The organism is Brevibacillus choshinensis (genome assembly GCF_016811915.1).
GTDB classification, from domain to species: domain Bacteria; phylum Bacillota; class Bacilli; order Brevibacillales; family Brevibacillaceae; genus Brevibacillus; species Brevibacillus choshinensis_A.
Genome location: NZ_CP069127.1, coordinates 2,168,326 through 2,194,733 on the forward strand (window position 1 = coordinate 2,168,326; position 26,408 = coordinate 2,194,733).

The 26,408-nt window shown below is 49.4% G+C and carries 24 protein-coding genes; 8 read left to right on the plus strand and 16 right to left on the minus strand.

The features are described from left to right. Positions 1 to 17 precede the first annotated feature (17 nt). From JNE38_RS11090 to JNE38_RS11110, 5 genes are all read left to right on the plus strand, one after another. Positions 18 to 3,218 (plus strand): AfsR/SARP family transcriptional regulator, encoded by a 3,201-nt coding sequence (locus JNE38_RS11090; protein WP_203356596.1) that lies wholly within the window; start codon positions 18 to 20, stop codon positions 3,216 to 3,218. A 146-nt stretch (positions 3,219 to 3,364) separates the two neighbouring features. Then, positions 3,365 to 3,940: a TetR/AcrR family transcriptional regulator gene (locus JNE38_RS11095; protein WP_203356597.1), complete on the plus strand. Its 576-nt coding sequence runs from the start codon at positions 3,365 to 3,367 to the stop codon at positions 3,938 to 3,940. Between the two features lie 45 nt (positions 3,941 to 3,985). Then, positions 3,986 to 5,176, plus strand: coding sequence for an HlyD family secretion protein (locus tag JNE38_RS11100; protein ID WP_203356598.1), 1,191 nt, complete (start codon positions 3,986 to 3,988; stop codon positions 5,174 to 5,176). Further along, positions 5,169 to 6,344 carry an ABC transporter permease gene (locus tag JNE38_RS11105; RefSeq protein ID WP_203356599.1) on the plus strand — a complete coding sequence of 392 codons (1,176 nt, stop codon included), beginning with the start codon at positions 5,169 to 5,171 and terminating at the stop codon, positions 6,342 to 6,344. The genes JNE38_RS11100 and JNE38_RS11105 overlap by 8 nt, the downstream gene beginning before the upstream one ends. Positions 6,345 to 6,439: 95 nt before the next feature. Then, on the plus strand, positions 6,440 to 6,952 hold the full coding sequence (locus tag JNE38_RS11110) for a DUF3907 family protein (protein WP_203356600.1): 513 nt from the start codon (positions 6,440 to 6,442) through the stop codon (positions 6,950 to 6,952). Positions 6,953 to 7,055: 103 nt separating this feature from the next. On the opposite strand, the gene JNE38_RS11115 is transcribed toward JNE38_RS11110, so the two are convergent. From JNE38_RS11115 to JNE38_RS11145, 7 genes are all read right to left on the minus strand, one after another. After that, the gene (locus tag JNE38_RS11115; protein ID WP_203356601.1) at positions 7,056 to 7,649 is read right to left on the minus strand and encodes an NAD(P)H-dependent oxidoreductase; all 594 of its coding nucleotides are present in this window, start codon (positions 7,647 to 7,649) and stop codon (positions 7,056 to 7,058) included. 24 nt (positions 7,650 to 7,673) lie between these two features. Continuing rightward, entirely contained in the window at positions 7,674 to 9,071 is a 1,398-nt protein-coding gene (locus tag JNE38_RS11120) for a S8 family peptidase (RefSeq protein ID WP_203356602.1), read from the minus strand. Between the two features lie 69 nt (positions 9,072 to 9,140). Further along, entirely contained in the window at positions 9,141 to 9,785 is a 645-nt protein-coding gene (locus JNE38_RS11125; protein WP_203356603.1) for a trimeric intracellular cation channel family protein, read from the minus strand. Positions 9,786 to 9,804: 19 nt separating this feature from the next. Further along, the gene (locus tag JNE38_RS11130; RefSeq protein ID WP_203356604.1) at positions 9,805 to 10,578 is read right to left on the minus strand and encodes a Cof-type HAD-IIB family hydrolase; all 774 of its coding nucleotides are present in this window, start codon (positions 10,576 to 10,578) and stop codon (positions 9,805 to 9,807) included. A 127-nt stretch (positions 10,579 to 10,705) separates the two neighbouring features. After that, entirely contained in the window at positions 10,706 to 11,821 is a 1,116-nt protein-coding gene (locus JNE38_RS11135) for an ABC transporter ATP-binding protein (protein ID WP_203356605.1), read from the minus strand. Between the two features lie 118 nt (positions 11,822 to 11,939). Next, positions 11,940 to 12,953, minus strand: a complete 1,014-nt coding sequence (locus tag JNE38_RS11140) for a PucR family transcriptional regulator (protein ID WP_203356606.1) — start codon at positions 12,951 to 12,953, stop codon at positions 11,940 to 11,942. Positions 12,954 to 12,997: 44 nt separating this feature from the next. Beyond that, on the minus strand, positions 12,998 to 13,900 hold the full coding sequence (locus JNE38_RS11145; protein ID WP_203357509.1) for a metallophosphoesterase: 903 nt from the start codon (positions 13,898 to 13,900) through the stop codon (positions 12,998 to 13,000). Positions 13,901 to 14,064: 164 nt separating this feature from the next. Between JNE38_RS11145 and acsA the strand changes: the two genes are divergently transcribed. After that, a complete protein-coding gene (gene acsA / locus JNE38_RS11150; protein ID WP_203356607.1) occupies positions 14,065 to 15,780 on the plus strand; it encodes an acetate--CoA ligase in 1,716 nt (571 codons plus the stop codon). A gap of 62 nt (positions 15,781 to 15,842) precedes the next feature. On the opposite strand, the gene JNE38_RS11155 is transcribed toward acsA, so the two are convergent. From JNE38_RS11155 to JNE38_RS11165, 3 genes are all read right to left on the minus strand, one after another. Then, complete coding sequence (locus JNE38_RS11155; protein ID WP_203356608.1) at positions 15,843 to 16,841, minus strand: cation diffusion facilitator family transporter; 999 nt, start codon at positions 16,839 to 16,841, stop codon at positions 15,843 to 15,845. Positions 16,842 to 16,864: 23 nt separating this feature from the next. After that, positions 16,865 to 17,926 carry a flavin-containing monooxygenase gene (locus JNE38_RS11160; protein ID WP_203356609.1) on the minus strand — a complete coding sequence of 354 codons (1,062 nt, stop codon included), beginning with the start codon at positions 17,924 to 17,926 and terminating at the stop codon, positions 16,865 to 16,867. 211 nt (positions 17,927 to 18,137) lie between these two features. Beyond that, positions 18,138 to 19,499, minus strand: coding sequence for an FAD-binding oxidoreductase (locus tag JNE38_RS11165; RefSeq protein ID WP_203357510.1), 1,362 nt, complete (start codon positions 19,497 to 19,499; stop codon positions 18,138 to 18,140). A gap of 149 nt (positions 19,500 to 19,648) precedes the next feature. Here JNE38_RS11165 and JNE38_RS11170 point away from each other — a divergent pair, with 149 nt between their 5' ends. Beyond that, positions 19,649 to 21,127, plus strand: a complete 1,479-nt coding sequence (locus tag JNE38_RS11170; protein WP_203356610.1) for a multicopper oxidase family protein — start codon at positions 19,649 to 19,651, stop codon at positions 21,125 to 21,127. A gap of 658 nt (positions 21,128 to 21,785) precedes the next feature. On the opposite strand, the gene JNE38_RS11175 is transcribed toward JNE38_RS11170, so the two are convergent. Continuing rightward, positions 21,786 to 21,884: a YjcZ family sporulation protein gene (locus tag JNE38_RS11175; protein WP_203356611.1), complete on the minus strand. Its 99-nt coding sequence runs from the start codon at positions 21,882 to 21,884 to the stop codon at positions 21,786 to 21,788. Positions 21,885 to 22,239: 355 nt separating this feature from the next. On the opposite strand from JNE38_RS11175, the gene JNE38_RS31140 reads away from it, so the two are divergent. After that, positions 22,240 to 22,419 carry a hypothetical protein gene (locus JNE38_RS31140; RefSeq protein ID WP_203356612.1) on the plus strand — a complete coding sequence of 60 codons (180 nt, stop codon included), beginning with the start codon at positions 22,240 to 22,242 and terminating at the stop codon, positions 22,417 to 22,419. Positions 22,420 to 22,740: 321 nt separating this feature from the next. Here the strand turns inward: JNE38_RS31140 and JNE38_RS11185 are convergent, their stop codons facing one another. The 5 genes from JNE38_RS11185 to JNE38_RS30620 form a co-directional block, all read right to left on the minus strand. After that, a complete protein-coding gene (locus JNE38_RS11185) occupies positions 22,741 to 23,340 on the minus strand; it encodes a hypothetical protein (RefSeq protein WP_203356613.1) in 600 nt (199 codons plus the stop codon). Positions 23,341 to 23,981: 641 nt separating this feature from the next. Next, the gene (locus tag JNE38_RS11190) at positions 23,982 to 24,140 is read right to left on the minus strand and encodes a hypothetical protein (RefSeq protein WP_203356614.1); all 159 of its coding nucleotides are present in this window, start codon (positions 24,138 to 24,140) and stop codon (positions 23,982 to 23,984) included. A 247-nt stretch (positions 24,141 to 24,387) separates the two neighbouring features. Next, entirely contained in the window at positions 24,388 to 24,870 is a 483-nt protein-coding gene (locus JNE38_RS11195; RefSeq protein WP_203356615.1) for a DinB family protein, read from the minus strand. 121 nt (positions 24,871 to 24,991) lie between these two features. Further along, a complete protein-coding gene (locus tag JNE38_RS30615; RefSeq protein ID WP_238933623.1) occupies positions 24,992 to 25,504 on the minus strand; it encodes a hypothetical protein in 513 nt (170 codons plus the stop codon). Between the two features lie 129 nt (positions 25,505 to 25,633). Continuing rightward, positions 25,634 to 26,302, minus strand: a complete 669-nt coding sequence (locus JNE38_RS30620; protein WP_238933624.1) for a hypothetical protein — start codon at positions 26,300 to 26,302, stop codon at positions 25,634 to 25,636. Positions 26,303 to 26,408 lie beyond the last annotated feature (106 nt).

The window sequence follows — 26,408 nt, forward strand, 5'->3', positions numbered from 1 at the left end:
GCAAGGAGTGCAAGTCCATGAATACACCACAGGTCTCGATCACAAAGATTACCCCGCCAAAGCCAAAGCCATACGTGCTAAGACGCCCGTCTTTGGCGAAAAAGCTTCGTTTGCTGCATCACGTTCCACTTTGCGTCGTGCATGCAGCTACCGGCTACGGGAAAACAATGACGGTCGCAGCCTATTTGCATGACGCCAAACTGGACACGAGCTGGTACTTCCTCACAGAAGAGGATCTGCAGCTGTCTGTTTTTTTGTACGGGTTGGTGGAAAGTGTACGCCGGGTGTATCCCGGGTTTGGGAAATCCATCGTAAGCAGCCTCGCTATGTCTACCGATGAGGAACGGGAGCCGGAGCGTCTAGCGGAGCTGTTCGTGCGAGAGTGGCACAAGCTCGATCCGGATCACGGCCACATGATTGTTTTGGACGACTATCCGCATATGGAACCGAGCAGCCAGGTAGATACCTTTGTCCGGAAACTGGCTGGAAAGCTTCCGCATCAACTCAAGCTGATCATTTTGTCCCGCTACAAATTTTGTTGGCCAGAGCTGGAGCTGTGGAAGGCGCGGGGGGAATGCCTGGCAATCACGGCAGAAGATCTGATATTTTCCAGGGAAGACACGGAAGCGCTCTTTCAGGATGAATATGATGTGTGGCTGACTGCTGAAGAATGGGAACGAATCGACCATGTCTCGCGTGGCTGGGTATTGTCCCTGCGTTTTTTAGGAGAGAAAATGTCCGCCGGCGCATCGGTAGCCGAGAGCCTGCGGGATTTGGCTCGCCTGGTTCATTTACTGGAAGCGGAAGTGTGGCTGCGACTGGATGAGCAGCTTCAATTGTTTTTGCTGAAAGCAGCGGTCCTCGAAGAATTCGAAGAGGAAGACTGCCGTCAGATTATTGGTGAAGAAGGCGTTGGCTTGCTTTCCCATGTCTACCGGCTCAATTTGTTCATCCAGGTTGATTCCCAGGGGAAGCATTCCTTTCATCCGCTGTTTCATAGGCTGCTGGCGAGCAAACTCGCATCGAATCGTGAATTGTATCTGCAAGTGAACGAAGCAGCTGCCCTCTGGTACAGACGAAAGGGAGAAGAGGGAAAAGCCTTTGAACATCTCCAATTGGCTGAAAAGTGGGATGTGCTGGGAGAATGGCTGTGTCATGCGTCCGAGCGACTGCTGACTGAGGGCAAGCTGGATATCCTGTATCACTGGATCACGCTGTTGCCGGATGCCATCAAAGAAGACAAGCACTCGCTGTGGTTTTACCAGGCAGAGGTCGAACGCTATCGCTGTCATTATATTAAAGCATTTGGATCGTACGAGCATTTTCTCACGCTGTGCCGGGGCAAACACGATTTGGCCGGGCAATGTAGAGGGCTGGAAGGAATGGCGCGTGTCCACCTCGACAGCGTTCAAGGAGTGCGGGCAGAAACGCTGTTAAAGCAAGCGATCGAGCTGCTTCCTCCCGCCGAGCAGGGGCTAGAGATGGCACCTCGCCTTTTCCGTCTGTTAGCTGAGATTTATACCAATCGCGGCGATGCGAAGCAGGCTGCTGAGTGGTACAGGCGGAGCCAGGAGCTGGAGCAAATGACAGAAGTGGAACTGGAGTCACGTCTGCTGTTTCGGACAGGACGCCTGCAGTCCTCCATCGAATTATTGGAACAAAAATCGCTGGTGGAGCGAAATAAGCATCCGAAGCTGACCCGATCCTATCGGGAAACCTCACTCTTGCTGTCCTTTGTGTATGCACTGAACGGAGAATGGGAAAAGGGATGGCAAGCGGCGGAAACGGCGATCGAGCTGGGACGGGCGGCCAATTCCCCGTTCGTGGAAGCAAACGGGTATGTGCGCAAAGCCCACGCGGCATTGATCAGCCAGCAGCTGCCTGCCGAAGAAATCCGGGTGCTCTACGAAAAAGGCTTGGTCATGATGGAGGAGCTGCAATCCACCCGTGGAAAGTCGGAGACGTTGCTCGGGCTCACACTGCTCCACGGCAGGGAAAAGTCACTGGATCTGGCCTTGCAGTACGGAAAAAGAGGCATGCAGGAGACAGAGGCAATGCGCGATGACTGGCTAAACAGCTTGGTGCGCATGGCGATCGGGATGGCGTATGCTGCCTATGGCAAAGATCAAGAGGCGCTGGACATGTTCCGAGATTGCGCCGAGCGTCTCAGCCTTTGCGGAGACAGCTACGGGGTCGCCACCTGCCAGCTCTGGCTCAGCTTTTTGGCGTATCGCAGCAAGCAGTGGGAGCTGTTCGTGCCTGCAGTGACTCAGGCGCTCTCCTTGATGCAATCAGGAGAGTACCTCTTTTTACTGCAGCGTCCGACGATGCTTACACTGCAGGACGTCCAGCAGCTGATGCCTGTCCTGATCGAGGCTGAACGGCGTCAGGTCTATTCCGATTACGTCTCGCAGCTGCTCAATGATCTAGGTCTGCAAAACGTGACGTTCCATCCGGGGTATACGCTGCGGATACAAACATTGGGACAGTTCCGCGTCTGGCTGGGAGAGCAGGAGCTGAGCGAAAAAGCGTGGCAGCGCGGAACCGCGAAGCTCTTGTTCCAGCTGCTCTTGACCAAACGGCAGCATCTCTTGGCGCGCGAGGAAATAATGAACAGGCTGTGGGCGGACAGTGATGAGGAATCTGCGATCCGCGACTTCAAAGTGGCTCTCAACGCGCTGAACAAAGCGCTGGAGCCAAATCGAGCGGCACGGGCGGAAACCTTTTTCATTCAACGCCACGGAAGCTCGTACGGCTTTAATCTGGCCTCAGGATACCATATCGATGTCGAAGAATTTGAAAGGCTGGTGACGCTCGGGATGGCACAGCCAGATCCAGCCCAAGGTGCCATCCTTCTCGAAAAAGGACTCAGCTATTACCAGGGTGACTACTTGCCGGAATGCCGTTACGATGACTGGTGTGTCGAGGAGCGGGAGCGATTGCAGGTGCTTTTCCTGCGCGGAGCGGAGCGAGTGGCAAAAATCAGGCTGGAGGACAACCGCTTGGAGGGTGTGATTCGCTGGTGCGAGGCCATTCTGCGAGTCGACGATTGCTGGGAAGAAGCGTATCGACTGCTTATGACTGCCTATTATCGGTTAAACAATCGGGCACAGGCAATTCGCTGGTACGAAAAATGTGTGGCCAAGCTGCAGGAACAACTGGGAGTAGCCCCTATGGCTGCCACGCAGGAGACATATCAAATTATCATGACACAGTGAGAGACCGCGATAGAGCGGTCTTTATTTTTTTTTGCTTGGACATCCGATTCTCATGAAAATAGCAGCGCTTGACAAAACTAGGAAGGAATCATACACTATTTTTTGTACTGACCAGTCAGTTCAAAAAGAAAAGGAGGATGGGAGTGATGGCATCGTCAAAAAAAGACCAAATTGCGCAAGGGGCACTTACCGCGTTTGCCCAATACGGATTTAGTGAAACATCGATGGACACGATCGCAGAGGTAGCGCAGGTAGCAAAGGGGACTCTCTATTACCATTTTTCCACGAAAGAAGAGCTGTTCTTGTACGTCATCGAAAAAGGCGTGAAGATGCTGATTTACCATGTAGACAGTGTCATGCAAAAAGAGGAATTGTCGCTGGAAGACCGCATGATGAGTGTGTTGGATGAGCATCTTCGCTTCTTTTCCGAAAATCAGGAACTGTGCTTCCTTCTCTTGAGCTTCTTTACGGGAGACGAACAGAGGGATCAAATGGTGGGAAGGCTTTTGACCGGCTACTTCACGACTATGGAAACCTACATGACCGATTTGCAGCAAAAAGGCCACATACGTGCAGATGCGGAGATTCGGACGGTGGCTTCTGCACTGTTTGGCATGATCGGTTTCACCGTATTGCGCAAGCAGTTTCGCAAAGAACCGCTGCAAAGCGAGGCAGGTCGGCTGACGCTGCGGAATATGCTGGCGGGCATTTTACAAAAGTAAACCAGAATAACAGAAATCCACATACACAAAAGAGGGGAAAACCAGATGAACAAGCGTGCATGGATCGGGGTAGCTGGCTTTGCTGCCGGCGTTGCAGTTTTGGGTACCGTATTATTTGGACCGGGGGTGAGCAATGTATCCGGACAGCCAGCGGGTAAGCTCTCGGGTGTAATCGAGGGAACGGAAGTCGATCTCTCTTTTAAAATGGGGGGTTCCATCGAGCAGCTCTCCCTGGTAGAGGGGGACGAAGTAAAGGCAGGACAGCTGGTTGCGACACTGAACAGCGAAGAGCTGCTGGCGAAAAAAGAACAGGCTGAGGCAGCCTATCATCTCGCGCAAGTGAAGCTGGAGCAGGCGAAGAAGGGCGTCTCCGTGACAGACAGCTCTAGCGTCGCACAAGTGGAACAGGCACAAGCGGTGGTCAGCTCTGCAGCAGCGCAGCTGGCGGCAAATAAAAACGGGGCGCGGGCGGAAGAAGTCTCCCAGCTGAAAGCGAAGGTACAGGCGACAGAGACCGCCAAGCAGATCGCAGCCACCAATCTGGAGCGGATGAAAAAGCTTTTTGCTGAAGGAGCTGTGCCTCAGGCGAAAGTCGAAGAAGCCGAAATGCAGCATCAGCAGGCAACGGCTGAAAACAAAGCGGCTGTCGAACAATTGAAAATGGCGCAATCCGGGGCGAGAAGCGAGCAAATAGACGCAGCGCAGGCACAGCTCGATCAGGCGAAAGCGGCTTACAATCAAGCGGTGGCTGCCCGTGGCCAAGTAGGTCTGAAAGAGCTGGACGTGAAATCGGCTGAGGCTGGCGTACAGCAGGCGAAAGGCGCTCTGGCGGAAATCGAGGCTTATTTGAACAATACGAAGCTGACAGCCCCTGTTGACGGGATCGTGAAATCGGTGGCTGTGCAAAAAGGCGAACTGGTCGCTCAAGGCTTTACCGTACTGACCATCCAATCGAAAGCAGACAACTATGTGAAATTTTATGTAAATGAATACGCGCTGTCTTCCGTAAAAGCGGGAGATGCCGTGAAGCTGTACGTACCTGCCCTGAAGCGCGATGTCGAGGCAAAAGTGGTAACGGTGGCACCGGCAGCAGACTTTGCGGTGAAAAAAGCTACTCAAGAATTAGGAGACCGCGATATCCGCTCCTTCCAGGTAAAAATGCTCGTTGCCGATTCGGAATTGCGTCCGGGACTGACCGTAGAGTGGAGTGTCGAAGGGGCTGGTAACGGTGAGTAAGTTCTCCCGCCTCTTCTGGACAGAGTGGCAAAATCTTTTTACCAATAAAACAATTCGTACGATCATCTTCATCGTTCCTCTGATGTACTTGACGTTGTTTGGCTTTCTCTACAGCGAGAAAAAAGTCATGCACATTCCGACTGTCATGGTCGATGCCGATCAGACGGAACTGAGCCGGGAGCTGTATCGTGCCTTTGAGGTCGATCAGACCTTCCAGATAGGCTCTATCGTAGGAACAGAAGAAGAGGCGATGAAATTGATCGACAAGGGCGAAGCAAACGTCGCCCTGATCATTCCGCCGGATCTGGAAAAGAACGTGAAGGCGGGGCGGGAGGCAGAGGTGCTGACGGTCATCGACGGCAGCAACATGATGATCTCCAATACGGCTGTCAGGGCTGCCAGCACGGTAGTCAAAACGGTCTCGGCAGGGGCGACCCTCAAGAAGCTGGAAGCCCATGGTGGCTGGGGGGAAGAGGGAAAGAACCTGTACACCGGCATCGATTACCGTTACCGAGTGCTGTACAATCCGACGTTTAGCTATATGTCCTTTATGGTGTTCGGCCTAGCAGGGACTGTCTTGCAGCAAGTCCTGTTCCTGGGAATCGCCATTTCCGTCACTCAGCAAAAAGAAGCGGGCACATGGCGTCAGACGATGGAAAACAACAGCTTTTGGGCCATAACGATCAGCAAGATCCTCCCTTATTTCTTGGCAGGAACGCTCAATATGTTCATTGGCTTTACGCTGCTCCTCAAGGTGTTCGAAATCCCTTATTACGGCAGCACCGTAAATCTCATGCTGGTGGCAAGCGCATTTAACCTTGCTGTTTTGTCAATCGGGTATGCCATCTCGTTTTTCTCCAAAGATCAGCTGCAGGCGACCCAGACAGCCATGCTCATCGCGGTCCCATCCTTCATGCTCTCGGGCTTTACCTGGCCGTTCATGTCCATGCCGGCAGCGGTGGCGGCGATCGGTAAATCTTTGCCGCTGACGTATTTTCTGCATGGTGTAAGGGAAATTTTAACCAAAGGACATGGCCTTTCAGCGGTAACTTCCGATCTGCTCGTATTAGGCTTCATGACGGTGCTGGGGCTGTTCGCGGCTTATGTTATTTTTATTTTACAGACAAGGAAAAAAATGGTAAAAACAAGTGAATCCGCTGCGGTTTAGGTAGAGATTTGGAGAAAAGAAAACCTTGTGCAATAAAGAATCTTTCCTTTATACTTACTTAAAAAAGGCAGATTCTTCAACGCAAGGGGGACATTATGTCAGCGACTCATTTGAAGCAATTGTGCGAAGAGACGTATACCAAGTTGAAAAAGGTAAGCATGGAAGTGGAACGCTACTTGAACCAGGTAACCTTGAACAGCCTAATTTCACAGTCCGGTGATCCGGAAGAGTACGAATCTTACTATCGCAGCTACCTATCAGACTTGCGCCATTTACTTGTCTACTGTGAAAATGCGTACGACAGGCTGGGGGTTTCCCTGCGCCGAGCACGATTTAATGAGGAGTTTGCCGAAGAAGTGTTGTATCAGGTATACCATACCTGCATTAATAACTTCTATTACCCCAAAGGCGAGGTCTACGACGAAGACGGGCGCTATTCCTATACCGGACAAGATGCGATCATCTTCCGCAAGAAGGTTACACCTGAGCTGCAGCAGTTAACGCTCGCTCTGTCCAAGGTATTTGAACAAATGCGTGACGATCTGCAATATTATGAGACGGATTACATTACGAAAAAACGGATGCAAAAGGAACAACCACAGCTGTAGCATAGTCAGCATGGGAATGCATGCATCACGTTGCTAGGAACATAAATAAAGAATGGATAGGGTTTCAGGTGCAAACTGAATCCCTATCCATTTTTGTTTGGTCTTAGACGCCAACAGGCTGACGGATGTGCAGCATCCGCTCTTCCACTTGTTTCAGCATGCTGATGAGCGCGCCATCCTCCACGTCTGGAACGGCAGCGAAGTTGTGGTAGGCGACGCGGTAGCCAAGCATCTGCAGGGTACCATCGACGATTTGCTTTTCAACGACGGCGTCCATTCCGGAAGTGGCCATTTCCTTTGCTGATGCACGGGTGGTGGTAAAAACAATCGCCTGCTTGTTGGTCAAGAGCCCGACCGGACCTTTCTCTTCATAGCGAAAAGCGAATCCGTGGGTGAAAACCCGATCGATATACCCTTTCAGGATCGCAGGCTGGGACCACCACCACACCGGATAGATCATGATGAGAAGCTCGGAGTCTGTGATCAGCTCCTGTTCTTCCAGAATGTCAGCAGACGCAGTCCCTTGTTCGACAAGACGCATGTCATCCGCCTGAAAGACGGGCTGAAATGGCATCTTATACAGATCGCGCAGGTTGTATTCGATGTTTTGCTTATCCAGTGATTGCGTGACACGTGCGAGTATTTCATGACAAAAGCTGCTGTTTCCTTCATGGGCAAACACGATGCAAGCTTTCATAACGACGCCTCCTACAAGATGGGGTTACTCAAATCCGAATCGCAAACGCAGAAGAAATTTATTTAACAGGCCACCGATGGTTTGTGGCGGCTGCTCCGTCTTTGCAGGCGCAGTTTTTAGTTGCTTCAGTGTTCGGCTGACATCAATCATGCCGTAGCCATAGAGCTGATCATGTCCGGGAGGGCCGAGATCGAGCGCGGATTTTCGAATGATTTCCATTACATCATGCGATTTCATATCGGGATGAACGGAACGGACAAGCGCAGCGAGAGCCGCGACATGGGGACAAGCCATGGACGTGCCGGACAATGACGCATAGTCGCTGGAAATGTACGTGCTGGGGATATCCACGCCGGGGGCTGCCACATCGACGTAATCCCCGAAGTTGGAGAAATCGGCTCGCTCCTTGTTGTGGTCAACTGCCGCGACGGAGAGAACCTCATCATAGGCAGCCGGAAAGCTGGGCTGATCCGATGCGTCGTTTCCGGAGGCGGCAACCAAGACTACATTGTTGTCGTAAGCGTATTTGCACGCTTCTTTGAGCGCGGCAGAAGACGTGTAGTTACCTACGCTGAGGTTGATGACATCAGCCCCGTTATCGGTTGCCCAGTAAATGCCCTGAGCAATGTCTACGGCTGAGCCAGAGCCATCAGCCCCAATAGCTTTGACAGGCATCAGCTTGCTCTTCCAGGTCATTCCGGCGATGCCGTTTTTATTGTTCGTCTTTGCCGCGATGATCCCCGAGACATGAGTGCCGTGCCCGTTGTCATCCTGCGGCTTGTTGCTGTCATCGAGAACGTTGTAGCCTTCGACGAGCTTCCCTTTGAATTCCGGATGGTTCATATCGACCCCGGTGTCCACGACCGCTACGATCACATCGCTGCTGCCCTCGCTCACATCCCAGCTCTGCTCCATACCGATCAGGGGGAGATTCCACTGATATTCCGTGTAGTACGGATCATTGGGTTTGCGGTTTGGCAGCAGGAGGAAGTTGGGTTCAGCATAGACGGAATCAGGATGCTCCGCAAATTTTTTCATCAGCTGCTTCGTCGTCAGGCTGCGGGATTTGATAATCATGAATTTGCCAAAATCCCGCTTGATTTTGGCGTCCAAGGAGGAGACCATTTTGTCGATCGTCTTTTGATCGGGCCTCGGGTGGAATCGTACAACCACCTCATGCTCAACATAGTGGCTCCGATCCCGGGGATTATGGTGAAGCGTCTGAATGTGGCTCTTCTTTTCCAGATCCCGCCGAATGTCCTTTACCTGTTCAATATAGTTGATTCGAGGAATGCTTGCTGTAAGTGAGGTGACTTTGGGATGGGGTTCGCGCATTTCCTGCTCTGCATTTTGATGCATGCGATAAGGAATTGCGACCAGCCCGACCAATGCGACTGCAACAACAATCGGGGCCAAACGCAAAAAAATCACTCCCTCATGTGCTTATGGATATATCCTGCACATGAAGAGAGTGATTATGAAGGTAAAAGCTTACATTCGATTATTTAACGGACGAATAGGCGAAGGGGCTGCAGTCTGCCGCAGAGAGCGGCGTGGAAGCTTCCAGCCACGATAGACAGAGACCATCCGGCAGACAATAACCGCGACGAACAAGGCATAAAGCTCAGGCACGGAGGTCGCCCATTTCATGCCGACAGCAAGTCCAGCGACCATTGCCCAGACCGCGTAGATCTCCTCTTTGAACACGAGAGGCTTGCGACCCGCCAGAACATCACGGATGATACCGCCGCCGATCCCCGTCAGTACAGCCGCTACAATCGTGGCACTGAGCGGGTAGTTCATTTGAGTGGCGTACATGGCACCCTGAATCGCGAAGGCAGACAATCCCACAGCGTCGAAAAACATGCCCCAGCGATTCCAATAGCCGATATATTTGTGGGGGAGAACAAAGACAATGAACATCGAGACGAGTGCAATGGTAAATAGTGTTCCCTGATTCCAAAACGCCGTGAGCGGAATTCCCAGCAAGATATTACGCAAGATTCCCCCGCCGAATGCGGTAGCCATTCCAAGCACAACGACACCGAGGAGATCGTATTCCTCTTCCATCGCGATCACAGCGCCACTGATGACGAATGCGACTGTTCCGATGATATTAAACCATTCCCAAGACATGCGAAAACCTACATCCTTTCTAGATCAGACCAAGTTGTAATAAACCATGATGTATGCCGTCATCATCAACATGACGGGTGATGCGGTTCGCCAGCGGCTTCAGCTCTTCATGCGCATTCCCCATTGCCACTCCCATCCCGACGTACGAAAGCATTTCCTTGTCATTCAGGCCGTCTCCAAAAGCGACTGCTTCGTCGGGGCTGAACCCGAAATGACGCAGAGCCGCCTCGATGCCGCGGGCTTTGGATCCGCCCTCCGGCAATACGTCCAGCACGTGCTCGTGCCAACGAACGTAAGAGACTTCATGAAAGCGTCCGACGTACGGATCTTGCTCCTGTGCATTGCAATAGAGGAAGGCTTGGTAAATGGGGGCTTCCTCCCAATAGCGATGACGGTGCAAAGGTGCCGGCAAGCGCAAAGAGTCAAACGATTCGATCACGTGCGGATGGTCCTCGACATTCGCGTAGCAGCTGTCTGCGCTAAGGAATACCATCGGATGCTGATTACCATCCGCCATGCTCTCCAATTTCGCCAATGTCGCCATTTCAAAGGGCGTATGGTGAATGACGTTTCCCTTGCTCACCACGTAGGAGCCGTTGAAGCTGACAAAGGTATCGATGCCGAGCTCTTGGGCGATAGGGGACAGATGGTAAGGGGAACGTCCGGTAGCGATCGCGATTTGTACGCCGTTTTGCTTCAAACGCTGGACGGCTTCTACTGTTGCGGCAGGAATGACGTGCCTGGTATTCAGCAGGGTTCCATCGATGTCAAAAAAGACAATTTTGTACGCCATTTCTCTTTTCCTCTCCACTCTTTCTCTGTAGTATCGAAGGATCAGCGCCACTTACCGCTCATCCACATTTTTGCAGGCAAAATAGAAAAAGGAATGTCGGGAAAAGACATTCCTTTTCACTTTGCTATTAGAATACAGCCAGTTCCGTCTCGCTGTCAAATACGTGACATTTGGACAAATCCATTCCTAATTTCACACTCATACGGGGCTTCAGGCCTTCTCGGGCATCTACGCGAGCGACCATTTGGGTATTGCCAATATTATGGAAGTAAACGTACAGCTCAGAGCCCATGTTTTCCACGACATCGACCTGGGCTGTTAGGAAGCTCTCAAATGGATTGGCTTCCATGAACTGGGCGTCACTGTACAGATCTTCAGGGCGGATGCCAAAAGTGACGGGTTTGCCCACGTATCCCGAATTTCGAAGCTGTTTGGCCTTGTCTTCAGGGAAGGTGACGTGAATCTGGTCGCTTTCAAATACGACTTTGCCTTCCAGCTCCTTCACGTTCCCTTTTACAAAGTTCATGGCGGGAGAGCCGATAAAGCTCGCCACAAACAGGTTCAGCGGGTGATTGTAAATCTCAGTCGGTGTCGCCACTTGCTGGATCAGCCCGTCTTTCATGACGACGATGCGGTCGCCCATCGTCATCGCCTCAGTCTGATCGTGCGTCACGTAGATGATGGTCGTGTTCAAGCGCTGGTGCAGCTTCAATATTTCGGTGCGCATCTGCACGCGCAGCTTGGCATCGAGGTTGGAGAGGGGCTCATCCATGAGGAATACTTGAGGCTCACGCACGATCGCGCGGCCGAGAGCGACACGCTGACGCTGACCCCCTGACAATGCTTTGGGCTTCCGATCAAGCAAGTGAGAAATATCCAGAATGCGGGCCGCTTCCTGAATGCGCTGTTCGATCTCTGCTTTGGCAAACTTGCGCAATTTCAGGCCGAACGCCATGTTTTCATAGACGTTCATATGGGGGTAGAGGGCATAGCTTTGGAATACCATGGCGATATCCCGGTCTTTGGGAGCGACGTCGTTCACCCGTTTGTCGCCGATGTACATGTCGCCTTCTGAGATTTCTTCCAAACCGGCGATCATCCGTAAGGTCGTCGATTTGCCGCATCCCGATGGGCCTACCAGGACCAGAAACTCACGGTCCTGTATTTCGAGATGAAAGTCGTTCACCGCCGTGACGTTGTTTCCATAATTTTTATAGATGTGGTTGAGTGTTACTTTGGCCATTTTCTTTGGCACCTCCAGGGCAAAGTGAAGGGAAGTGATCGCAAAGATGTATGGATCTCATGTTACCAAGCGCGCAAGGAGGGGACCACGGTCAAATTGCACGAATTGTTTGGTCAATTTACCGAAAGAGAAGGAGCTGCTTCAACAGGACGGCGTGGGAAAACTGTCTGGGGTCCAGACCCGTTTGCTCCGTCAGCTTGTCCAGCCGATACAAGAGGGTATTTCGATGCAAAAAAAGCTGTCGAGCCGTATCGCTGATATTCAGTTGACAGCGAAAGAGGGTCTCTAGCGTTTCAATCTGCTCCTCATTCAGGGCAGAAGCCGTAATCGATGCCTGGAGGCTTTTGGCGATTTGGCGAGCAGTGTCGGCGGGTAAAGAGATGGCCCATTGCTCCAGCGGATATTGCCAGCTGCCAGCGACCATGACACGTGGACAAAATTGCGTCAGGGCTTGGGATAAGGTCAGCAGCTGCCGAAATGATTTTTCTAACGAAAGCGGTGTAGAAATTGGCAATGCAACCGTGAGGCGAACATGCTCCATGCGTTCCGTGGCTATGAGATCATGGAGACCGGATGCCCATTCCAGATGCTCTTCGGGATCGCATTGATTTCCCAGCATGGAGAGGGGTACGAGCAGCAAATAATAGAGAGACCCTAGAGGAATAAACGTAAGAGAGGGATTCTCCCCTTTAAAAAAGTCGTGAAGCAGCGGCTGCAAGGAACTCCATTCCAGTTTGCTATCCGGCCGACAGCGTTCGATCAGAAAGACGGCTCGCTTTTCACGCCAGGCCCATAGCTGCTCCAAGCGAGAGGGAGGAGGCAGCAAATGGGAGCCTGTGGAGATGCTCAGCAGCCATGCTGAGACTTGAGACGTGAGGGGTACCTCGGATTTGGGCGGCTTCGGAGAGAAAAAAAGGGCGAGCAAGGCACGGGCGGAAGGATGCCAAGAGGCGCTCTCGATGAATACGAGGGAGACCATCTCGTTGTCTTCGGCCCTTGCTACGAGCTCCCAGCCTTTCTGCTCCTGCTCGAGAACGATCTGCTCGGCTTCTGTTTGAGAGGTCTTCATGTACACAATCGGCAGGTCGGTTTCCCGCCGAATGCGATCAGTGTGATTCATCCATTGTTCCATGTCAATGCCTCCGTCACACACCTGAGAAATACTTCCATTATACATTAGTCAAGCGCGAGTGTGGCAGATGCTTCCTGCAGGGAGGTGGATATTCCTGCTTGCCCGTGCTTCAGAAAGGCGGTGCCGGCAAGCGTGTGCAGCGTCATCTCCGGCCGTGAGCGCAGACGGACATTCAGGCCGGTCTGTCCCAAGCCTTCGCTGATGTAAAACGGACGGCCGTCAACCCGATGCAGGCCTTTGACCATGTTCAGCTTGGGCAGCTTCCCCATTTTTGCGAGATGGAAAGGCCGTGGCCAGTGAATCTGTCCACCGTGAAAATGACCGGATAGCAGGTAATCGTACGGAAAGTCTTTCATGTGCAGCACGACATTGGGATCGTGAGTGAGCACCAGGCGTGCGCCTGTGTCAGGCACGTTTTGAAAGGCCTTTTTCAACTGGCTGTGCCCCGTGGAGAAGTTGTCTACCCCGATAATGTGCCATTCCTGGCCGGCGTGGAAAATAGTCTCGTGCTGATTGATGAGTACTCGGCAGCCGATTCGCACAAGCTCTGTTTTCAGCAAAGCGAGCTTGGACGGCGACAACACGTAATCGTGATTGCCCAAGACCACGTACGTACCGAGAGCCGGCTTCAGAGACATGATCGTTTCCACGTATTGAACCGCCTTCGGAATATTTTTGTGGCGATCCAAAAGATCACCGGTAATCGCAATCAGATCAGGGGAGCAGTCAGAGAAATCATTGACGATTTTGGAAGCTTGCACAGACAGATTTTCCATATGCAAATCAGACAGGTGCAAGATCGAGAGCGGCTCGATATGAGCAGGATCTGGCAGTCGGCGTGAGGGCTGTAACGGAATGGATACATAATTGGTATGAACATCAAATGTATTGCGGTAAGCGCGAATGAAAAGCAAGGCAATCGCAATTGCAAGGATCAGCCATAACATTTCCATGTGCCATCTCCTTCTTTGATGTGAGTACTGCCCATTATACTAGATTTAATCCTGCTCCGAATAAGTAGGTTATTGGCAGGAGGAATTTCCGAAAAGGTGCAGAAATATTATGAAAGTTGAATGAAAAAGAATCCATTGGAGTCTAGGAGAGTGAAAGTATGAACGTGGAAAAAATTCCGGCGACGGATGGTCGGTTCAACCTGAACAATTACGACGAAGTCTACGCTAACTTTGATTGGGCTGAAGTGGAGAAACAGTTTACCTGGCATGAAACGGGCAAGGTAAATGTGGCATATGAAGCAATTGACCGTCACGTACTGACGGATCGAAAAGATAAAACCGCATTGATATACAGCGATTTGACTCGTGATGAGAGCTATACGTATGCACAGCTGAGCGAGCTGTCCAACAAGTTCGGGAATATCTTGCGCGGATTGGGAATCGCCAAGGGAGACCGCGTTTTCGTCTTCATGCCTCGTACCCCAGAGCTTTATGTAAGCGTTTTAGGGACACTGAAGGTAGGGGCCATCGTAGGACCTCTGTTTGAGGCATTCATGGAAGCTGCGGTACGCGACCGTCTGGAAAACAGCGAAGCGGTGGCCATCGTGACGACCCCAGCCCTGCTGCCGCGCATTCCCGTCTCTGAATTGCCAGCACTCAAGCACGTGATCGTCGTGGGAGCGAAAGAGGAATTGCCAGAAGGTCAGATCAGCTTTGAAGCGGCGATGGCGGAAGCCTCCTCTGACTTTGAAATCGAGTGGGTGGACCGCGAAGACGGCATGATTCTTCACTATACTTCCGGCTCGACAGGCAAACCAAAAGGCGTCCTGCACGTACACAACGCTATGATTCAGCACTACCAGACAGGAAAATGGGTGCTGGACCTGCAAGACGACGACATCTACTGGTGCACGGCCGACCCAGGTTGGGTGACGGGCACTGCTTACGGAATCTTTGCTCCTTGGCTGAATGGGGTTACAAACGTAGTGCGAGGTGGCCGTTTTACGCCTGAATCGTGGTACGAAACCGTCGAAAAATATAAAGTGAGCGTCTGGTACAGTGCCCCGACATCTTTCCGCATGCTGATGGGAGCAGGGGATGAGCTCGTCAAGAAATACGACTTCTCGAATCTGCGCCACATCCTGAGCGTAGGGGAACCGCTCAATCCAGAGGTCGTTTACTGGGGAATGCGTGTCTTCCAGCATCGCATTCACGATACGTGGTGGATGACGGAGACCGGTGGACAGTTGATTTGTAACTACAAGAGCATGGACATCAAGCCTGGCTCCATGGGCAAACCGATTCCGGGCGTCTATGCTTCCATCATTGATGACCAAGGCAACGAGCTGCCGCCTAACCGCATGGGGAACCTGGCGGTAAAAGTGGGCTGGCCTGCCATGATGAGACAGATCTGGAACAATCCTGCGAAGTATCAAGAATACTTCCACATTCCAGGCTGGTACGTATCTGGTGACTCTGCCTACAAGGATGAAGAAGGCTACTTCTGGTTCCAGGGTCGTATCGATGATGTCATCAATACGTCTGGGGAGCGCGTCGGTCCGTTTGAGGTGGAAAGCAAGCTGGTCGAGCATCCTGCAGTAGCAGAGGCGGGTGTCATCGGCAAGCCGGATCCTGTTCGGGGAGAAATCATCAAAGCCTTTATCGCCTTGCGCGCTGGCTATGAGCCGACTGACGAACTGATGGAAGAGATCCGGAAATTCGTCAAGGAAGGCTTGGCTGCACATGCTGCTCCGCGTGAGATTGAATTCCGTGACAAGCTGCCGAAGACACGCTCCGGCAAAATCATGCGCCGCGTCTTGAAGGCGTGGGAGCTGGGCTTACCGACAGGCGACCTGTCTACGATGGAAGATTAATTACTGAAACGCACAAAAACCATCTCCGCACGCAATGGGAGATGGTTTTTGTACGTTTCTGGCTAGTGCTCGTGATCATGGCAAGGCTGGTCATGGGAATGATCGTGACTGTGACCGGACTTCGTTTCAGTTCCTTCCTGACAGTGGAGGCTGTCGTGCTGAACAGTTGAATTTTCGATCTGAATCGTCGCATGGGTGATGCCAAACTCCTGCTCCAAAAGCGCAAGAGCCTTGGTGAGAATCGGGTAGCTGGGCAAGTGATCCTCCACGATGAGATGGCAGGTTAAGGATTCAAATCCGGAAGTAACCGTCCATACGTGCAGATCGTGCACAGCGGTCACCCCACTTAGCTGTTTCAGCTTTTCAGAAATGAGAGTGGTATCCAGTCGACTGGGTGCTCCCTCCAGCAAGATATGGACCGATTCCTTTGTCACCCGCCAAGCACTGAGCATGATGAGGATGGCCACGATGACGCTGATCAGCGGGTCGGCGATGTACCAGCCAAAGGCCCACATCAAAATTCCCCCGAGAATGGCTCCGATAGACCCCAGCATGTCGCCAAGTACGTGGAGGTAGGCACTGCGGACATTCATATTTTCCTTGTAATCGCCGCGCATGAGGACAAAGGCGGCAGCGATGTTTGCCAACAGTCCGATCGTGGCAATCACGATCATGGTTCCGCTTGCGACCTTTGGCGGATTCAGCAGTCGCTCGTACGCCTCCCACAGAATAATCAGGGAGATGACGACGAGTGTCACCCCGTTGATGAGCGCAGCCAATATTTCAAAGCGATGCATGCCAAAGGTTTTTTGGGCAGACGGAGGACGAGAGGCGAAATGCAGGGCAATCAGGCTTAGCAAAAGAGCGGAAGCATCGCTCAGCATATGTCCGGCATCGGATAGCAACGCCAAGCTGTTGGTGAGAAAGCCCCCAATGATTTCTACGATCAAAAACAAGGTGATGATCAAAAGAGAAGTGAACAGGGCGCGTTTGCTTGCACCTCTGCCGTGATGGTGGTGACCATGTCCGTGGTCATGATCATGGTGATGATGGTGACCCATACCGATTCCTCCCAAACCAATAATTACCTTCGAAGAAAAGAACTGAGATGTGTTGCGAGATGGCGGGCGTCCTGTCCGACTCCTCCCATGAGTGCCGACTGACGGCTGGATTGCCAGGGGAGACCGAGAAAAAAGAGTCCGTGAGCAGGAGAAATCCCTCTGTTATGAACAGGGCGACCATGGTCGTCCAACGCACCTGGGATCTGGAGCCACTCATAATGAGGACGGTAACCGGTTGCCCAGATGATATTGGACACTTCAGCTGTTGTACGGTCTGCGAAGGTCACAATGCGCCCGGATATGGAAACGGTCCGTGGAGCGAGTCTGAGTTTGCCTGAACGCTGCAGTGCCCGCATCTCCTTCCGAAACCCGAAAATAGGGTCGGGCATGGAACGGTAAAGCTTTCCGAACCAGGAAGAGGAGGGAGCTGACAGTATTCCCAAAGTCCGCATGTAGGTAAAAATAGTTTTGCCCAAAATGGTTAACGGCAGAAAGGTTCGTGACTCCCCCATGGACAAGAGAACGGGATGCTTCTCTGCAAGCTCTACCGCAATCTGGACACCGGAATTCCCTCCACCGACGACGAGGACGGTTCCAGAGTCAAGGGATTCGGCGTTCCGATAGGTGGCCGTATGCTGCTGAATGACTTCCTTCCCCGCATTCTTATGTATCTCTGGCCAAAAAGGCTCTTGAAAAGGACCCGTTGCCACGACTACCGCACGCGCGTTGATAACCTGATGCTCGGTGTGCACGCGAAAACCCTCGGAGGAAGCCCTTTCTACGCGTAGCACCTGAACGTCGAGCAGGATCGGTAAGCGAAAATTTCTAGCATACTCTTCCAAATAGTGGGCCACTTCATCCTTATATGGCAGTCCGTTTCGGTCTCCGGGAAAAGGAAAGCCAGGCAAGTCATTGAACGCTCGGGGGGTAAAAAGGACAAGAGAGTCATAGCGTTCACGCCAGCTCGTGCCCACTCGCTTCTGTTTCTCCAGGATGATGAAGCGTAGCCCTTGTTGCTGTAGGTAGTACCCGATGGATAAGCCAGCCTGCCCTCCACCGACGACCACAACGTCGTAGTCAAACATGCGCGTTTCCTACTTTCTTCGTCGTATTAACTAAATCATACCAGATTCAATATAATATTCAAGTAATCATTTGAATGTTTTTGAAAAAGGAGTCTTTGTTCATTAGAACCAATGGTACAGAGATCAGTACTATCAGCCAATGATTATGAAGGGGAAAAAACCACAAAGTTTAAGAAGTGGTTTTTTCCCCATTACGTCCTCAGGATCTACACTATCGATTTTTTGCAGGTGGAATACTTTGTTGGAAATGAAATACGTTCAAAGGATCGTATTTCCGTTTTATTTTTGTTAGTCGGTTGAAATTGTTCCGGTAATATGCCCTTGGCCAATTCTTGAATTCCAGATCAGGAAAATTCACGTAGTCTCCGATTAAAAAAGGAGTCATGGCTCTACGAAAGCTTTCTACCCACGTAATGTTCCGCTTCTGTTCCTGGTTCAATCTCCACCTTGCTGATAGTTCAAAAATCACTTTGGCGTGACGGTGAACATAGGCTGTAGCAGTGGGGGAGACACGAGCGACAGCTCCTCCCAAGCTTTGGCACTCCACGTTGGCATGTTTATTGGGTGGATTTGCCAGAAACCGCTTGATCGTTCGAATTCCTTCCTTAGGCACCGCACGATAAGCGTATCCACCGGTAACTTTAAATTTAGGAAGCAAACCGATATCAATTTGAGCAAAAAATTTGGTAGCCTCTATAAAAGGAACCGTTTTCACGCGTACTTTCAATGGAGTACTTGCACGAAGAAGCGGTTGGATCATCCTGCGCAGTTCACTTGCCGACCCGAGAAATTGACCCGTGGATTCCACGGTCCCAACCTGTTTGGAAAACATTTGAATGGTGGAAGTAAGCCTGTTATCTACAGATAGTGCCCATTTCTGCCAAACGTTGAATACTTTCTCAAGATCCTTCCACTTCCAAGTGATACTGTAGATGGCTACCGTTGAGATAGGGTGTACCTTAAAGGTAAAAGATGTAGCAACCCCAAAATTGCCTCCTCCGCCTCCACGACAGGCCCAAAACAAATCTGCGTGTTCACGGGCATTGCACCGGATGATTTTCGCACCAAAGCGACCATGGGGAACAACCATTTCAACTTCTTTCAGGTTATCCAGTGTTAACCCGTATTTTCGGGATAACAGCCCAATTCCACCCCCTAAGGTCAATCCAGCAATCCCGACATCAGGAGCTGTACCCGCTGGGATCGTTACACGCTTTTGCCATAGTGTTCGATAAACTCTTTGCAATTGGTTTCCCGTCTGAATTTTGGCCAACTTCTGTTTTGAATCGATCCGGATGCGGTTCATCTGACTAACATCAATCACGATCGCACCATTCATCACAGAAAATCCTTCATAGCTATGCCGTCCGCTTCTCACACGAATGGGAACTCGATTTTCCCTCGCCCATTTAACTGCATTCACTACGTCTTGTGTTCTTTTGCAAAAAACAATCACACGAGGGAATTTGGAAATTCGTTTGTTGAATTCCATTCGAGCCTGGTTGTAATCAGGATCACCGGGCACAACGATACGCCCTGTCAATCGGGTCAAACCCTGTTTTTTATTTATCATCACATTCACCCGCACCATCCTATGTATCGTCACTTTCCTATGGAACGGCGTCTGTCTAGTCATTATTTGTGCTGTTTTGATCTCGACCGCGTTATCAAGATATGAATCTACCTTTGTTTTCACTGTTTATGAGTGAAAGGAGTGAAAAAATGGAATTGAATAAATTTATCGATCAACTACCTATTCCCCTGGTAATCAAACCGAGAAAAAACTCCCAAAATAACCCTTATGTTGTACGCATGGTCCAAACACGACATCGATTTCACAAAAATTTGCCAAAAACAAAAGTGTGGGCGTATGAGGGGAAAGTGCCTGGTCCCACGATAGAAGTCGAAAAAGACCAACCTATATACGTGAAATGGGAAAATAAATTACCTAAAAAACATTTTTTGCCCGTCGATACCACAATTCATGGGGCTATGGATTCCCCTGAGGTTCGAACCGTTGTACATTTACACGGCAGTTCTAGCAGACCAGCAAGTGATGGACACCCTGAGGCATGGTTTACCAGAAATTTCAGGCAAACAGGAGCAGAATTTGTAACAAAGACCTATGAATACTCCAATCGTGAAAGAGCGACTGCTCTTTGGTACCATGACCATACCCTCGGTATCACCCGGTTAAATGTGTATGCAGGTCTCGCAGGTCTTTATTTGATACGCGATGAAGAAGAGAAGGCGCTTCCACTTCCGAAGGGGGAATACGAACTGCCGCTCATCGTTCAGGATAAGTCATTTAATACCGATGGTTCTCTGTTTTATCCATCCCAGCCCAGCAATCCTCCACCAGATTTGCCATTTCCATCGATTGTTGACGGTTTCTTTGGAGATGTAATGGTGGTGAATGGGAAAGCTTGGCCTTTTTTTGAAGTGGAGCCTCGCAAATACAGATTCCGTATACTTAACGCGTCCAACTCTCGCGCATACCTGTTTCAATTCAGTAATTCTCAGTCCTTTTTCTTAATCGGAACAGATGGTGGGCTTCTTGAACGGCCGATTGAGGTACAAAGTCTGCAAGTTAGTTCTGCTGAGCGGATTGACATCATAGTGGATTTCTCTAAACAGCCGGGCGAAACCATCATCTTACAAAACCGGTTTGAATTAGGTAACCCTATAGGAGATGTGATGGCGTTCAGAGTGACAAAGCCGTTAAAAGAAAATGACCACAGTCAAGTTCCGCCAATTTTAAGTAAGATTGATCCTATACCACTCACAGAGGTCAAAAAGGTAAGACATTTGACCCTAACGGAGACACAGGATAAATATGGACGTCCTATGCTTTTGTTAGATGGAAAAGAGTGGGATGCTCCTGTGACAGAAACACCATTGCTTGATTCGGTTGAAATATGGGAACTGGAAAATAAAACGGAAAGTGGCCATCCCATTCATCTCCACTTAGTGAATTTTCTCGTCCTCGACCGCCGTGATAGTAATGGAAAACTCAAGGAACGTCTCCCGACTGATTTTGGCTTAAAAGATACGGTGACAGTCAACGCGCTAGAAACGGTTCGAATCATCATGCGATTTGAACCATATGCCGGAAAATACGTATGGCATTGTCATAAATTAGAGCATGAAGACCATGACATGATGCGACCATTAACAATAAGAAAACCTGATGATCAATAATCAATTTCCCGGATGAGAATCTTGTCCTTCAATCAAAAAGCAAGTAGGCAGACAGTTTGCTGAGGTTGTTCCAATATTATTCTATGTTCACTGATATGATCAGGAACATAGAATTGCCCGAGTGCTAATTTCTGAAAATGAAAGTACAACGGTATCCCAGCGCGGATACCGTTGTAAATTCCTTAAGTTAGGTCCTACGTGTAAAGACGATCGCATTCCGATGCTTTATCACAATACGGAATCCGTTCCTCAACAAACAACGGCGAACAGGACCCACACCTCTACCGACTTCGACCCTACACGGTGACGCAGTACCGATGATACGAACTGCTTCTATTGTACGTACTTGTCGACCATCCACTTTACTTCGGGTGAACTCGATCACTACAATGTCAGTTGCCCTTCGAGACATTTCAAACACCTCACTTCTCTCTATCTGATACAGTGAATGCAAAAGGGGGGAACTTGGCAACTGATAAGAGCCGAAAGAAATGGAATTGTACTTGTGAGCTGACATGGTTTTTTTTATTACGGGTATGGATCAAATGAAGAATGAATCCAGATGCTCTGAGTAAGCATATTTGCATTACTCATGCAAACATATGTATCTTTGTATTAAGTAAGGGCAGCTAATTAGCTGCCCTTCACCATTGAAGAGTTAATCGCAACTGCATGCAACGATTGTTAACAGAACAAAAAGAACCAAGATCAATGCGAAGTTATCACCAAAAATTCCACCAGCGCCCACAGTTATCACCCCTAAGTGAAATTGAGGTAAGACCTCGAATTCAAGCTATGCAAGAGTATCAAACATTGTAAGGGCGTAAACACAGTAAGTAGGAAATTGGGTTGGGATGTACAAAGGAAGGTAATCCCACCTAACTCCCTGTAAGGTTCGTTACGAAATAGCATTTGAGAGATGATCCATAAAAGTAAATGGGATACTGCCATGTTGGCTTGACTAACGATGGTAAGAGGAGGTAGAGTCGGGAGCCTTTTGCTTTCTGCTGCGGCCCACGTGGAATCAGAATCAGGGGTACCGCCGACAAAGTGCGTCGCTAGCGGTACCCTAAATGGCGATTTCCGTTATCTTGTAAGGGAAGGGATGTATTGTGCATGAAACTACCCTTACTTCTTTGGGTGGGAGGCGATGCGTTCGGCAAGCGATTGCCTCTGCCATTGAGAAGGATTCGATCATCGCAGGCGTGTACAACAACGGAGGGAACCGAGCGAACTCTTCTTTGTCTGCAAAAGTATTCGGATATAATCATGACCAAAAAGAGTTCAGCTAAAAGGGGGCGGCGTTGATTTGAAAATCACGACGATGGAATACGGAGCTTATCTCGATACGCTCGCGAACGGGAAGCACGAAATGTAAATCGGTGGCTGGGGCAATGCAACAGGTGATGCTGATTACAACCAATTTAACGTGTTTCACAGCAGTGCAATAGGAGCGATCGGCAATTATTCACTCTATGGCAATCCGGAGACTGACAAATTGATTGAAGAGGGACGAAGGTCTTTGGATGAATCTCGTCGGATTTTTCATGTTCAATGAATTGAAAATGAAGTAATACCAGCATACCCTTTAACAGAGAACGGCCACAATTCATTTAATCAGTCATTTTTTTAAGCTCAAAAATAGTTGCCTCTGATAACAAGATAAGCCTATCGTTATTAACAACAAAAAAACTTACACTTACAGGTATGCTGCGTTTTGTAGAAGGGTCACTTATCTCTATTGCTTTTACTACATCATTTATATGTAAGTCTGGGATATCTATTTTATATGATCTATAAAAAGAGTCAGAGTTATAGCATGTGTCTGTAATCTCATATAATGGATCTTTTAGTTCATATTGATATTTCTTGTAGTTTTTTAGTCCTTTTGATGAAAAAAAGTCTTTCTTGATTATAATTTCATCTCCAATAAATTTTTGCCCTGTTGGATATTCAGAAGCATCATTATATGAATTTGCAAATCCTAAAAGCTTCTCCACTTTCCAAGTTCCATAGAAAGTTTTTTCGGTTTCACTATCCAAATTTTTACTTTCTGAATCACAATATTCGGATGTGTTTTTTGGAATGATAGACTCATCCGTTGCAGGTTTAGGATCACTAGAAGTATTTGGATTTGGTGTCATTTCAACATTTCCACAAGCCGATACTAGCATCAACATCATCATAAGACAAACCAATACTATTTTTTTCATATTCCACACTCTTTTTTATTTTTTTGCCCTTTCCGGCCCATGGAACACGATAGCAATATCTTTTAAACATTCTTTGATAATCGTTTGATCACTATCGGCTCACTACGTAGGTTGGTGATGTCGCTTCATTAAAAACAGGAGTTGCTGTTTTTTGATTTATTTTAACACATTTTAACAGATAAAGATTATATTCTCGGGATGCTATTCAACCGAGCCAAACGAAATCACGCCGATCGCTTTCAACAGTCGGGAAAGGCGATCAATGACAAGTTGCGCCTTTATTTCCGCATCGGTCGAGCTCGTCACTTGATACGTCTGAATCGAATCACTACCAAGTCAGTTCCCGACCTACTAATCACTTCGCATCTCTCTGCTTGGTATAGAGAATGCGGATGGGGGAAACTTGGCAACTGATACGAGCCTATAGCAAAAGCAAATGTGCTAATTGATGCGCAAATTCATTCAATAAAGGCTTATTCAAATAACGACGTAGTTTAAAGGACAAGGATGGATGTCGAATTTTTGATAAGTAACGGTTTTCACAACGGTTAAGGAGAGTCATTGAAAATAAGAAGACCACAGATTTTTCATCTATGGTCAGGTTAGTCACTATTTTTCGAAAGCAAATGGTAATCAACGATTTAATCCCGCATTGCCCCCGCCTCTCGAGAGGTCATAGCACCTCGTCCTTCGCTTATATCCTTTTGAATTTCTTGTTTTACTTTTTGAGCATCCGTTCCGGCAAATTCCGGTTCCATAATAGATCCGAGATTCTCATTAGCTTGTTGTTCCTGTTGCATACGAGTCCTCCTCCATTTCCTTTGTAACAATCTAAATGGTTTACCAAAAACACTCGTTGTATCCAGAGGAACTGAGCGGAAGTTTGCATGCTAGCGAAAGGATGTACCTTTCATTGGATTCAGTTGAAAAAGAAATCTATTCACCCAGTACGCTTTTTTAAGCGACCATAATCAAAAGAGGTAAAGATGGTCTATTCCAAACTGAAATATCCAAATGGATGGAACACGATACGAGGTACAAAAATGATCATGTTTCGACTTGCTCAATTTTTAATCCAAAAATTTGAGGTGGCTCAATCTTGTTCATTTGTAAATAGGCAGAGATTTGCCCACGATGATGGATTTCATGTTCCGGAATAGCCATCAGAATTCTCCACGCACTCACTTCATGACCATGCATGGTTTTAATCTTTTTGGTCAACGTATCGTTGCCAACTTGTAATAGACCCTCTGTTAGTTTCAGCTGACATGCCTCCAAATATTTTGAAATATCCTCAATGGAGGCGCCTTTCCCCGTATCATGTCCAGCATATGTCCACGAACCATGTTCAAATATACCAAGAAACATCAAGCGAGAAGATGCGATATGCCGCAATAAATCACCCGTAGAGAATTTATCTTCCGAAGGCTTCCATTCTAAGAGCTCATTGGGTAGTGCTTTCACATAGTGCATCGTTCGCTTATGAACGCCATCCAAATACTGCACATATTCCTTCATATCAAGAATCATGTTATCGCTCTCCCTTTTTTAATTTTATTCCTTATATTCGTGAACATGAGAATCAACAACCAAAAAGAAAAGCCGCTGCAGTATTCGCAACGGCTTTTGATGCTCGAATGACTGGCTGCTGCTAGCTCGCAGAACGGGAGTAAATGCGATGCGGAGTGAGATCACCGCGATATCGTACATAGAGAGGTCCCCAGGAAGGATTGGCGTCGTGCATGCTCTTCAGCAAGGTTTTCATCCCTGTGAAGGCAGCGGAGGTATCCATCTCTCCTGAAACGGCTGCTTGGACGGCTGCTGCCACGACATGCGCAGCATACATACCCGAAACAATGCCGTCTTGCACGGTCAGGGAACCTGTAAAATGGGAGCGAATTTCCTGAACGATTCGTTCATCCTCGTTGTGCCAGTTTTGAATTTGCCCGAGGGCATGACCTTCCAGACTGAGCAGGCGTGCTTCCATAATTGTGCGAGCGACAATGGCAGCAGATTTTTGAGCGGTTTCTGCATCCAAAGAGGCTCTGCCTATTGTGATGCCTTTAAGATCACGCCTGGTTTCCTCGAGAAGTGCCTGTGCCCAGTCGGATGCGTTGTCAAAATGCAGCAGACGAGCAGTCTCAGCAGCAAGATAACCGCGCAAGATGTCTGCTGGATGTGGGTCATTCTGTGGCCCTGTATTCCGCAGTGTTGCTTGTCCGGTGTACGCCTTATTAAGGCCGCGGAAATATCCAATCAGTCCAATCCCATCGAAGTTCCTATTCCGAAGTTCCTATTCTCTAGAAAGTATAGGAACTTCTCGCGATAAGGGCGAATTCTGCAGATGTTCTCCAAGCAAACCGGTGTCGGCGTGGAGAATGTCGTGTCCAGCCGTTTCGTGACCTAATGCAGACCACGCGAGCAGACCCAGGCGGGCGTTTGCCGGGGGCAAATTGACAATGCCCGTCTTGATGCCAAAATGGGCAGCGGCTTCAGCTGTCCACGTATAAGGTCCGAATTGCGGGCGTCCCCATTTGACCAGAGGAGCAATCAAGCTTTCATCAGGCGGTTTGATGCCACTCCTGTCTTCCTCGCTTAAAAAACCGTCGTACAAATCGCTGACTACTTCCTGAAAGGCATCCGTGGCATCGCGTTCATACGCTTCGCCGTTTTGCAGAATGGCCTGTGCGATATCGCAAAACAGACCGGCTTCTCGCTCTTTTTGAGGATCTCGACGGAGCATCTGCGCAAATCCTGACTCAGACAACTTGTCCATCGCTTGAAGAAAAGGGTGATACACATGCTCCCGATAGAGCGGAGGGAGAGTTTCGGCAACCTCTTGCAAGCGTCCATACAATGATTGGTATTCGGTCGGATCTGGTGGACCAGTGTACTCGTCCAGGGCAGCGAGGGTTACGTCTTCCATGCAGGCGGGTAGATCGCGAAAATCAGGATGGTTCATGCGTGACGCCTCCAATCGTCTAGAGAATGTGGGCTCTCGACACGAGTTACGTCAAACAAAGCGCGGCTATTTGGGGACCCACCTCCTTTCCAGTTGGACGGGGATG

Bases quoted from the DNA above. Each gene is read 5' to 3' on its own strand.
- JNE38_RS11115 (WP_203356601.1), bottom strand. From the start codon at position 7,649: ATGAAAGCTTGCATCGTGTTTGCCCATGAAGGAAACAGCAGCTTTTGT.
- JNE38_RS11130 (WP_203356604.1), bottom strand. From the start codon at position 10,578: ATGGCGTACAAAATTGTCTTTTTTGACATCGATGGAACCCTGCTGAAT.
- JNE38_RS11145 (WP_203357509.1), bottom strand. From the start codon at position 13,900: ATGTTATGGCTGATCCTTGCAATTGCGATTGCCTTGCTTTTCATTCGC.
- JNE38_RS11185 (WP_203356613.1), bottom strand. From the start codon at position 23,340: ATGAAAAAAATAGTATTGGTTTGTCTTATGATGATGTTGATGCTAGTA.
- JNE38_RS11165 (WP_203357510.1), bottom strand. From the start codon at position 19,499: ATGATAAATAAAAAACAGGGTTTGACCCGATTGACAGGGCGTATCGTT.
- JNE38_RS11125 (WP_203356603.1), bottom strand. From the start codon at position 9,785: ATGTCTTGGGAATGGTTTAATATCATCGGAACAGTCGCATTCGTCATC.
- JNE38_RS11110 (WP_203356600.1), top strand. From the start codon at position 6,440: ATGTCAGCGACTCATTTGAAGCAATTGTGCGAAGAGACGTATACCAAG.
- acsA (WP_203356607.1), top strand. From the start codon at position 14,065: ATGAACGTGGAAAAAATTCCGGCGACGGATGGTCGGTTCAACCTGAAC.
- JNE38_RS11190 (WP_203356614.1), bottom strand. From the start codon at position 24,140: ATGCAACAGGAACAACAAGCTAATGAGAATCTCGGATCTATTATGGAA.
- JNE38_RS30620 (WP_238933624.1), bottom strand. From the start codon at position 26,302: ATGAACCATCCTGATTTTCGCGATCTACCCGCCTGCATGGAAGACGTA.
- JNE38_RS11170 (WP_203356610.1), top strand. From the start codon at position 19,649: ATGGAATTGAATAAATTTATCGATCAACTACCTATTCCCCTGGTAATC.
- JNE38_RS11140 (WP_203356606.1), bottom strand. From the start codon at position 12,953: ATGGAACAATGGATGAATCACACTGATCGCATTCGGCGGGAAACCGAC.
- JNE38_RS11090 (WP_203356596.1), top strand. From the start codon at position 18: ATGAATACACCACAGGTCTCGATCACAAAGATTACCCCGCCAAAGCCA.
- JNE38_RS11135 (WP_203356605.1), bottom strand. From the start codon at position 11,821: ATGGCCAAAGTAACACTCAACCACATCTATAAAAATTATGGAAACAAC.
- JNE38_RS11155 (WP_203356608.1), bottom strand. From the start codon at position 16,841: ATGGGTCACCATCATCACCATGATCATGACCACGGACATGGTCACCAC.
- JNE38_RS11100 (WP_203356598.1), top strand. From the start codon at position 3,986: ATGAACAAGCGTGCATGGATCGGGGTAGCTGGCTTTGCTGCCGGCGTT.
- JNE38_RS11160 (WP_203356609.1), bottom strand. From the start codon at position 17,926: ATGTTTGACTACGACGTTGTGGTCGTCGGTGGAGGGCAGGCTGGCTTA.
- JNE38_RS11095 (WP_203356597.1), top strand. From the start codon at position 3,365: ATGGCATCGTCAAAAAAAGACCAAATTGCGCAAGGGGCACTTACCGCG.
- JNE38_RS11195 (WP_203356615.1), bottom strand. From the start codon at position 24,870: ATGATTCTTGATATGAAGGAATATGTGCAGTATTTGGATGGCGTTCAT.